The organism is Enterococcus sp. PF1-24, from assembly GCF_029893325.1.
GTDB lineage: Bacteria > Bacillota > Bacilli > Lactobacillales > Enterococcaceae > HY326.
Window position 1 is genome coordinate 1 of record NZ_JARXWL010000051.1, and the last position, 9,634, is coordinate 9,634.

9 protein-coding genes are annotated in these 9,634 nt (G+C 34.2%); 2 read left to right on the plus strand and 7 right to left on the minus strand.

What is annotated here, in order from left to right:
* Window positions 1–240 precede the first annotated feature (240 nt).
* The 7 genes from M2139_RS13740 to M2139_RS13770 form a co-directional block, all read right to left on the minus strand.
* Window positions 241–1,749 (minus strand): helix-turn-helix domain-containing protein, encoded by a 1,509-nt coding sequence (locus tag M2139_RS13740; protein ID WP_280739416.1) that lies wholly within the window; start codon window positions 1,747–1,749, stop codon window positions 241–243.
* A 258-nt stretch (window positions 1,750–2,007) separates the two neighbouring features.
* Window positions 2,008–3,234, minus strand: coding sequence for an ABC transporter permease (locus M2139_RS13745; RefSeq protein WP_280739417.1), 1,227 nt, complete (start codon window positions 3,232–3,234; stop codon window positions 2,008–2,010).
* Window positions 3,231–3,929 carry an ABC transporter ATP-binding protein gene (locus M2139_RS13750; protein ID WP_280739418.1) on the minus strand — a complete coding sequence of 233 codons (699 nt, stop codon included), beginning with the start codon at window positions 3,927–3,929 and terminating at the stop codon, window positions 3,231–3,233. Before M2139_RS13750 ends, M2139_RS13745 begins: the two co-directional genes overlap by 4 nt.
* A 14-nt stretch (window positions 3,930–3,943) precedes the next feature.
* Window positions 3,944–5,056: an efflux RND transporter periplasmic adaptor subunit gene (locus tag M2139_RS13755; protein WP_280739419.1), complete on the minus strand. Its 1,113-nt coding sequence runs from the start codon at window positions 5,054–5,056 to the stop codon at window positions 3,944–3,946.
* A gap of 25 nt (window positions 5,057–5,081) precedes the next feature.
* Window positions 5,082–6,350, minus strand: a complete 1,269-nt coding sequence (locus M2139_RS13760; RefSeq protein WP_280739420.1) for a hypothetical protein — start codon at window positions 6,348–6,350, stop codon at window positions 5,082–5,084.
* Window positions 6,351–6,490: 140 nt separating this feature from the next.
* Window positions 6,491–7,369, minus strand: coding sequence for an ABC transporter ATP-binding protein (locus tag M2139_RS13765; protein WP_280739421.1), 879 nt, complete (start codon window positions 7,367–7,369; stop codon window positions 6,491–6,493).
* Complete coding sequence (locus M2139_RS13770; RefSeq protein ID WP_280739422.1) at window positions 7,347–7,751, minus strand: GntR family transcriptional regulator; 405 nt, start codon at window positions 7,749–7,751, stop codon at window positions 7,347–7,349. The genes M2139_RS13765 and M2139_RS13770 overlap by 23 nt, the downstream gene beginning before the upstream one ends.
* 186 nt (window positions 7,752–7,937) lie before the next feature.
* Between M2139_RS13770 and M2139_RS13775 the strand changes: the two genes are divergently transcribed.
* Window positions 7,938–8,492, plus strand: coding sequence for a DNA-3-methyladenine glycosylase I (locus M2139_RS13775; protein WP_280739423.1), 555 nt, complete (start codon window positions 7,938–7,940; stop codon window positions 8,490–8,492).
* A gap of 11 nt (window positions 8,493–8,503) precedes the next feature.
* Window positions 8,504–9,517 carry a dipeptidase gene (locus M2139_RS13780; protein ID WP_280739424.1) on the plus strand — a complete coding sequence of 338 codons (1,014 nt, stop codon included), beginning with the start codon at window positions 8,504–8,506 and terminating at the stop codon, window positions 9,515–9,517.
* The last annotated feature ends 117 nt before the right edge of the window (window positions 9,518–9,634 follow it).

Genomic DNA, 9,634 nt, shown 5'->3' on the forward strand with positions numbered 1-9,634 from the left:
TAATAATACTCGCATTCAACAAAAATTAGACTACAAATCACCGATTGAATATCGGAAATCTGCAATCTAATCAATGCTTTTTTGAATGTGTCCCATTAATTGGGGTCAGTTCCAAAAGTAATGCTTAACTTTTTTTATGTTTTAAAACTGAATAGCATCTAAAATTATAGTCTTTTCCATGCTATAAACCAGATTCCATTCACAAGCTATTGATAAAATAGGAATCGAGTAAAACAGATTTTAAGCTAGTGTATTTTTTTCAATATGCAATTCCTTAATGATAATTCTCAGCTCTAAAAAGCGATGTTCATCAAGGGTATAAGGAAAAATTACAATATTAGCATTAGGATATTGACTTTTCATTATGTGGGAAGAGGTAATCACCAAATCGTAATCATTAACTTTTTTTAATTCAAAAGGAACAAAATTAATATAAGTCAAACTATTCAAAAATTTTTCTATTTTATGGTTATAAATATACTGATCTTCAATAATTAGGGCAATGTCAAGATTGAATTCTTTCGCACTTAGCTCATATTCTGGTAATAAGAGGCCGGTAAAAAAAGTACACATATCATCCATACAACAATAAATCCACTGACCTTCTTCTTCGGCAGCCAGTTTGCTAAAAAATGATTCAATTTTTTTATAAAGTGTCAAATAAATGCGATTTTTCGTTAGTACTTCTGTTCTTGATAATAAAAAGAAGAAAGGGACTTTCGTTTTGAAAACTAAATAGTTGAAAAAAATCATCACTAAATTTCCCCGTAGAACATGGATATTTTCTTGATCTTCATCTGATAAATAGTATCTTCTTAGAATTTCTTCATCGATAAAAGTTTGGAATTGTTTCAAAAAATCATATAGTTTTGGTGCGGTTTTTGGTAGTTCTTCTCGCGGAATATCAAAAATCGGATCATCTTTATCAAAAAAAACCGGACCGAAAAACTGGCGGAAAGCCATATAACGAGTTTCTGCATATTGATGTTCAAAGGGTGCGCCTAAAAAGGCACCCCATTCAGTTTTTTCGAGAATTAAAGTTTCAGTTAAAACCATATCATAATTGGGATCATCTTTAACATAATGGTGATTGCGAATTCGATGATAAGCAATATCGGCATCTAATTTGTGAAAGTCATCAACACTTAAAATACGATTATTTAAAGGTCGACAAGCTAAAGATTTTTTTATTTTATAAGTGACAGCTTTAGGATTGAAATGGCTAAAAGGTAAATCAGTACCATTAGAGCACAGCCACAGTAAAGAGGCGAGGACAGAACGAATAATCCGCTCATCACCAATTAATTCCATGGTGGATAGCCGTGAACTAATTCCGTATTGAGCAAAAAATTTAACCAAAGGAGCAACTTTACGCCGCACAGTTGAAGGACTAGCATAATTATGACTAGCAAATTGATCTAAATGTTCATATTTATCTTCAATCACTTCAATCAGAAAGCGATAGGGAACATCTTGTTGAATCAAATAAATCGTTAAAATTTCTTCAGGTGGAAGTTTAGCTGAAATAATGATTTTATGATTGCTAGTAATCATTGGCTCTAAACGTTTGTCAATTAAGTGAATATCTAAATCAATTTCAGTAATCGTTGACATTGTTTTGCTATATGATAAATCGAGAAAATGGCTCAACCATAATAAATTGTAAGTATTAGGTTGTAAAGTTAGTAACTTACGATAGATTTCTATTTTATCTAAGTTTTTTTTCTCTAATAATAAACGTCGAAACATAAAATCACCTTCCAATAGAGAACCATATCCTGAATCATGATATTCTTCAACTTGTTACTAAATTAAAGCAGAATAAATGAATATTCCTACAGCTTATTATAACATGAATAGATTTTATAAAAGCTGATTTTTAATGTATATTATTTTCAATAATAATAAATATATTTTCTATTTTTAAAAATTGACAAGAATCATCACAAAAAAACAAAAGCTAACTCAGAATTAGTTTCCTTCTGAGATAGCTTTTGCTTTTCCTGTTTAATTGTAAATCGCTTTAATTGGATCCATACGGGCGGCACTAATTGCGGGAATAATCCCGAAGAAAATACCTGTAAAAACTGAAACCGAAGTGGAAATTAAGAAAATTTGTGGTGTCATAATCGGCGTAATATTTACAAAGCCACCTAACAACGTGGATAGACCATAACCGCCAGCAACCCCCAGTAAACCACCAATCAAAGTGATAAAGGCAGCTTCTAATAGAAATTGCAATAAAATCATACGAGGTTTTGCACCAATGGCACGGCGAATCCCGATTTCTCTTTTTCGTTCAGTAACGGAAACATACATGATGTTCATAACCCCGATACCACCAACGAGTAATGAAATAGCGGTAATTGCCATTAAAAAGAGGGTTAAACTACTAATCGTTGATTCCATTTCTTGTTGATCCCGTTGTTCACGATCGTTTTCTTTAAAATAGCCTTGCACATCGGGATGTTCTTCTTGCATAATTTTAACAGCTTCAGCTAAAATCGCTTGTTTATCGGCACCTTCGGCTATTGTCAAATTAATGCCGCGAATCTCTTTAGTTTGCGCCAATTCATTATAAGAGCTGCGAGATACGAAACTGCTAAAGACTGTATCCCAGTCAAGAGACATCATTTCAGTTTCACTAAGTTCTTCATAGGAAAAAGGGGCTAACACGCCGATGACTTTATACATATAACCGTTAATGGCAACTGCTTTGCCAACCATTTCACTCGGATCCATATCTGTTAAATCATAAGTGAAAATATCATGGCTGAGCAGCACGACATTTTGATTGCGATCATTCTCATTAAAATCGCGCCCATATAAGACTTTATTATTGCCGCGATTAGATGTAATCATGGCATAAGCTTGTGCGCCAAAATAATCAAGCGAGACATCTAAATTATCCCCAGAATAGATGGCGCTATATTCTGGCGCCACAGTGGTAACTTCAGGGATTTTTTGTAGTTTTTTCATATCTACTCGATCAAAGCCGAAATCAGGGTAGGTATACATGTAAGAATCTTCTTCTTGCATCGTATAGTGAAACTTCAAAATATTGGCATTTTGCCCACTAGAGGTGGATAAAAATTGTTTCTTCATACCAGCACCTAAAGTGGAAATAGCCACAACGGAAGTGATTCCGATAATAATACCAATCATCGTTAAGAAGACTCTTAACTTATGGGCTTTTAAGCTTAGAAGGGTGGTGTGAATAATTTCTAAATTCATTGATTGCCCTCCTCTTCAGTAAAACAGCCATCTTTCATATGAATCACGCGAGTGGCGTATTTTGTCATATCAGCATCATGGGTAACCATGACAATTGTTTTACCTTCATGATTTAATTTTTGCAGCATCTCCATAATTTCTTTGCCAGTTTGACTATCTAAAGCACCCGTGGGTTCATCCGCCATAATCAGTAACGGATCATTGACTAAGGAGCGGGCAATCGCGACTCTTTGCTGCTGCCCACCAGATAGTTCGGTAACTTTGGCTTTGCCTTTATCAGCTAAGTCTACTAAAGACAGATAATTGTTGGCGATGCGTTGTTTCGTTTGTTTATTTTTAGTTCCGCCGTAAGTGCAAGGCAGTTGTACGTTTTGACTGACGTTTAAAGAATTAATTAAAAAGAACTGTTGAAAAATAAAACCTAAATATTTATTCCGAAATTCGGATTTTTCATTTTCTGAGAGTTTTGAAACATCTTCGCCATTAAATAAATATTCGCCATCAGAAACTCGGTCTAAAAAGCCGATGATATTCATTAAAGTGGTTTTCCCGCTACCAGATTTCCCCATAATCATAATAAATTCACCTTCATAAATCGTTAAATCAAGGGATTTTAAAACTTGTAACTGTTGTTTTTTACCAACTGAGAAGAATTTGTTAATATTTTTCAGTTGAATGAGTGGCTTTTTCATCATTGCTTCATGCCTCCTTACTCTGCAACTGGGGCATCAATCAAATCGCCTTCTGCTACTGGATTTTTCGAGCTAACAATAATTTGATCGGCAGATTCTAAGCCAAATAAGACTTGGGTATTTAAACCAACGATTTCACCCGTCTGTACAACTCGGCGAATGACTGAACCGAAGTCATTGACTAAGACATAATGGCTACCATTTTCTTCATGAATGGCTTGAGAAGGAACTTCTACGATAGCATTTTCTGATAAATTAATTGTTCCTTGCACATGATAACCATTTTTAATGCCTTCTAAACTATCTAAAGCAATTTTAACAGTATAAGTGGACATACTAGTATTTTCTATTTCGCTACTGACTTGTGGTGTTTCATCAATATGAACGATTCGACCATTAACAGTGGTACCGTCAGAAACGACTCTAATAATGACTTGTTGCTCCAAGTTAATTTTAGCTAAGTCTTTTTCATTAATGGTGCCCGCCATATATAAACCATCCGCCGTTAAATGAAGAATTGGTGTATTTTGATCTTTCACTTCAGGAATTGCTACACGACCAGTAAATTTAGCTGGAACAGCAATATTTTGTTTACTTTGTAAATCAGCGATGGTTGCATTAGTAAAATAAATATCTTGATCAATCGTATCAATTTCTCCTTGATATTGTTCATCGATGGCGGCTTTCGTGGTCATGCGCTCAGCTTCACTGGTGTTCCAATAATTAGCAACTGCCCGATTCCATTTGGCAACCGTATTTTCTCGTTGTGTATAAAGCTTACTAACGGCATTGTTTTGAGCATCTAATTCAGTAGTGATGGCTTTATCTTCATAAGTATAAAGAATTGTGCCAGCTTCTACTACAGCACCATTTTCCACTTGAATTTGCGGCTCACCAATATCTTTTTGCTCTTTCACAAAAGCTTCCTCTTGTTCTGGTTGAATCATGCCATTAATATAAACTTGCTCAAAATCAGGGGTTTCAAAATACTCAATTCCTAAATCTTCCGCAGGGGCGGCTGTTTGTGAATTGGCTTTGGGCTTGTTTAAAAAAATGAAAGTTAAACAGGCGATAATAATTACTCCTACAGCAATCGTTACTGGAATAAAAAGTTTTTTGCTTTTTTTCATTGATTACTCCTCCTAAAAAAATGAATTAACTATTGGCTTTATACCCTTGTCTACGATCTTGCCACTGAATAAAGCGTCTTTTAATCGCAGAAGAATAGACTAAAGAACCACAGATAATTAAAATAGTTAAAAACAAGATGATTAATTCTATAATAATCTGAGCAGGTTCTATCTCCATTATTCCACGTGGGTACAAATAATCTACTATCGTTGGTAGAATAATGATACTAGTGACATAAGTAACCATTAAAAGGAAAATTCCTAAGCGCCATTTTGGTAGTAACAAGTAAGCACCATTTTCTTCAAGGCTGATTTGAGTAAAGGCTTTTTGACTAAACCACAAAATAATTACTGCTAAGACTCCCCAGCTTAACCAAGCTTGCCAATCACCAGTATTTTTACCAAATTCCAAAAATAATATATCTCTATAAGTATAATCAGAAATAGGCCTATTTTCTAATGCGAATAGCACTTCATTTATACTATAAGTTAAACCCATTGAAACTAAGCCGAAACCGACTAAAGTTAAGGGGCCAAAAATTAAATTACCAGTTAAAACGCCAATGAAACAACCAGCAGCGTAACAAATAATGGCTGTCACTAAGAGGCTGAAAATACAATTTAGAAAAACAGAAAGAGGTGCATTAATATATTCATGGGGAATTTTAGCGTAAAGAACCGTTAGATAAGCTAATAAGCTAACTACATAAGCCGCTAACAAAGGCACCCCAACCATTAATATTTTCCCCTTGAAGATTTCCTTACGATTGAAGCCACTAGAAAATAGTAGGGTATTAAAAGAAGTTTTTAAATCAATAAAAAATAGTAAGAAACCAATTGCTAAAAAGATTACTGGTACTGGTTGGCTGGTAAAGGAACTTTGCTGATTGTTCCACTCATATGGATAATCTTCGTTGTAATCTTTGGCAAAGCGCAGATTGTATAACTCAGATGAGTATTCAGGATAGCTTTTATCTGCAATATATGATCTAAAATCACGGATATTTTCTGAAGAATAATTAACAAATAATGGGTAGGTAGGAGTCCGGAAATCATCAATGGATTCATAAGGCACTTCTTTTTGCAGATTTTCGTCCCAATAAGTAAAGTTTTCTGGAAATTCTTCGAAGGTTTCCGTAAATTCTTTACTATGATAATAATCGTAGTTTCCTTGCCAATTATTTGCGAAGTTTAAGCCTGAAAGCAGGCCAGCGATAATAAAAAGTAAGCAGCCGGCAATCACGGCTTTTCCATAACGTTGTTTTAATAAATTTGATAATTGTTTATTAATCACATGTTTATCCTCCTAATTCGTATTAAGGTATTAATTTTTTTGAGAAAAATAAGTTTGATTCTCACTACGTATATCATTCGACTAGCTGGGTACTTTGGTAAGTCGAACTGACATCCTAGTTCGATTTAAAGTATTAATTTTTATTGATAATCAGTTTCTTTACTTAAATTTGCTTCAAATAAATCTTCTAAGCTTAAAGGTAGTTCTTCAAAGAGCAATGGTTCGTAGGCTTTGATGCGGTTTTCTAATTCTTCAGTAAAGTTTTCAAAAATCACCGTGACTACGCGACCGTTGACCGTAATCAATTTACTGTTTTCTTTAACAATAGTAGGAATACCTTTTTTCTTGAAGACCATTTGAATTTTTCGAGCTTGGCTACGAGTATCTTCTAAGCGATAGTCCCGCGTAATTTGATTATCTTTTAACAGCAGGGCGCGATCGACTAAATTTTCCAATTCATTTAAGTTGTGAGAAGAAATAATTACGCTTTGTTCACCATTTTCCATGCTCTCTAAAACTAAACGAATGGCTTTTTTGCGAATAATGACATCTAAACCATCAAAAGGTTCATCTAAAAATAAATAAGTGGCATTTGAACAAAGCGCTAAAATGATATTAAAGAGACCTTGCATCCCTTTAGACATTGAGCGATAGCTTTTTTTCAAAGGTAGCTGTTGTTGCTGAACTAAAGCTAACAAGCGCTGCAAATCAAAATTCGGATAAATTGTTTGATAAAAATGCGCCATTTTCAATAAACTATACTGTGAAAGAAAATTATATTGGGTATCGAGATAAAAAATTTCTTTTTGTAAAGCAATATTTTCGGTTATTGACTGGTTTTCGATCGTTATTTCTCCGCTATCAAGTAAATAATGTCCAGCCATTGTTCGAAAAAGAGTCGTTTTACCAGAGCCATTTCGACCAATTAGGCCGATAATTTCGCCAGTCGAGATTTCAAAAGAAATATCTTTTAAAATTGATTGCTGATTGATGCTTTTATTCAATTGAGCTATTTTCATTTTCTAAGCCTCCTAAATTTATTTCTGATTCGGTAATCCAATCAATAATTTCTGCTTTTGTCACTAATAAATGACCGGCTTCAATGACTAAATCATTAAAACGTGCTTTTAATTTACCGACTTTATATTCATCACGTTGTACATCTGTTAAAGCTTTAACGTAGGTTCCTTTGCCTTTTACTGTAATCAAAACTTGTTCTCCTTCCAACAATTTATAAGTCTTACTAATTGTATTAGGATTCATCATTAGCTGGCTGGCTAATTCACGAACGGAAGGTAAGCGATCACCCGGCTGCAAGATTCCTTGTAAAATATCTTCTTTAATACTCAGCATTAACTGTTCATAATAAGGTTTACTGCTATTCTTATTAATTGAGACCATAATGAAATCAACTCCTTTCTGCTAAAATTAAAGTTCTAAGCAACTGTATCTTGTGTTCTATTATAACTAGTACACTTGTTTGTGTAAATATCTTTTTCTTCTTTTTCAATAAATTTTGCGATAAGATAAGAATAAGAAGCATGAACTGAACAATAAATTGAAGAATTGAAAATGGAGGAATGTAAGATGAAACGTTGTGATTGGGCAGATAGTAATGAAAAAATGCAAGCTTATCATGATCAAGTGTGGGGTGTGGCAGTTTATGAAGATCAAGCCCTTTTTCGTAAATTAATGCTAGATATTAATCAAGCAGGATTGAGTTGGCAGACTATTTTAAATAAGATGGAAAATTTTGATGAAGCTTATGATTCTTTTGAGCTAAGTAAAGTGGCTAATTATGATTCAGCCAAAATCGAAGAATTAATGGCAAATGCTGGAGTCATTCGTAATCGCAAGAAAATTGAAGCGGCGATTAACAATGCTCAGAGAGTCATGGAGATTCAAGCAGAATTAGGTAGTTTTTCTGATTATTTATGGCATTTTACAGATGGAAAAATCATTAAAGGGGAATTTGCTACTATAGAAGAAGTACCTGCCAAGACTGCTTTATCAGATGAAATTGCTAAAGACTTGAAGAAACGCGGTTTCAAATTTGTTGGTTCAACCACGATTTATGCCTTTTTACAAGCGGTTGGAATTGTTAACGATCACTTGCAAACTTGTGATTGCTATCAAAAATAGGAGTGGTGCAAATGAAAATTGTTGATCTGCATTGTGATACGATTTGGCAGATTTATGAAAGCCAAAAACAAGGTAAACCACAAACACTTAGAAAAAATACTTTTCAATTAGATCAAACAAAAATGCAGCAAGGAAATTATTTACTGCAAAATTTTGCGATTTTTATGGATATAGAAAAAGTAACTGATCCTTATCAAGAAGCCATAGGGATGATTAATTGCTTTTATCAAGAATTAGCTGACAATAGGGATTGGTTAGCGCCTGCTAAAAGTTATCAAGAGATTATAGCTAATCAAAAAGCTGATAAAATTAGCGGGATGCTGACTATGGAAGAGGGAGCGCCTTTGCAGGGCGATGTTGCCAGGGTGGCCGAGTTTTACGATTTAGGCGTGCGGATGCTAACCTTAACGTGGAATTATCCTAATCAACTAGGTTTTCCTAATTGTCTTTATGTCAATCAAAAAACAGCTGAGATTGCTACTCAGCAGCAGGGTTTAACTGAAATTGGTGTTGAAGTAGTGAAGGAAATGAATCGTGTAGGGATGATTATTGATGTTTCTCATGGCTCTGATCAATTGGTTAGGGATGTGTTGCAACACAGTCAAAAAGCACTAGTTGCCAGTCATTCAAATGTCCGCCAATTGGCGAATCACTCTCGTAATTTATCAGATGAACTGATTCGAAAAATTGCCAATCAAGGTGGTTTAATTGGTATTAATTATTATGAAGCTTTTGTACGAGCAGTAAACGCAAGTAAAATGCCTTTTAAATTGGCAAAGGCTTTTGCTAAAAAGTCTTTGGTTTCAGAGTTAGTCGAACATATTTACTATTTAAAGAATTTAGCAGGCATTGAGGTTATTGCTTTAGGTTCTGATTTTGATGGGATTCCGCCACATCCAGAATTGGCAGATGGCTCAACCGTTATGAAAATTGCGGATGAACTAGCTAAGAAGCAATTTACCGCAAAAGAAATTGATCAGATTTTAGGTGAAAATGTTTTACGTTTTTATCGTGAAAATTTATAAACAAAAAAAGAAACCAAGTAAAAAGGGAATGCAACTACTTTTTGACACAATTTAAAAAGAGCATCTCATTTTAGTCATCTTTTTCCGGTAATCTACTGGTGAAAGGTGACCTAATTT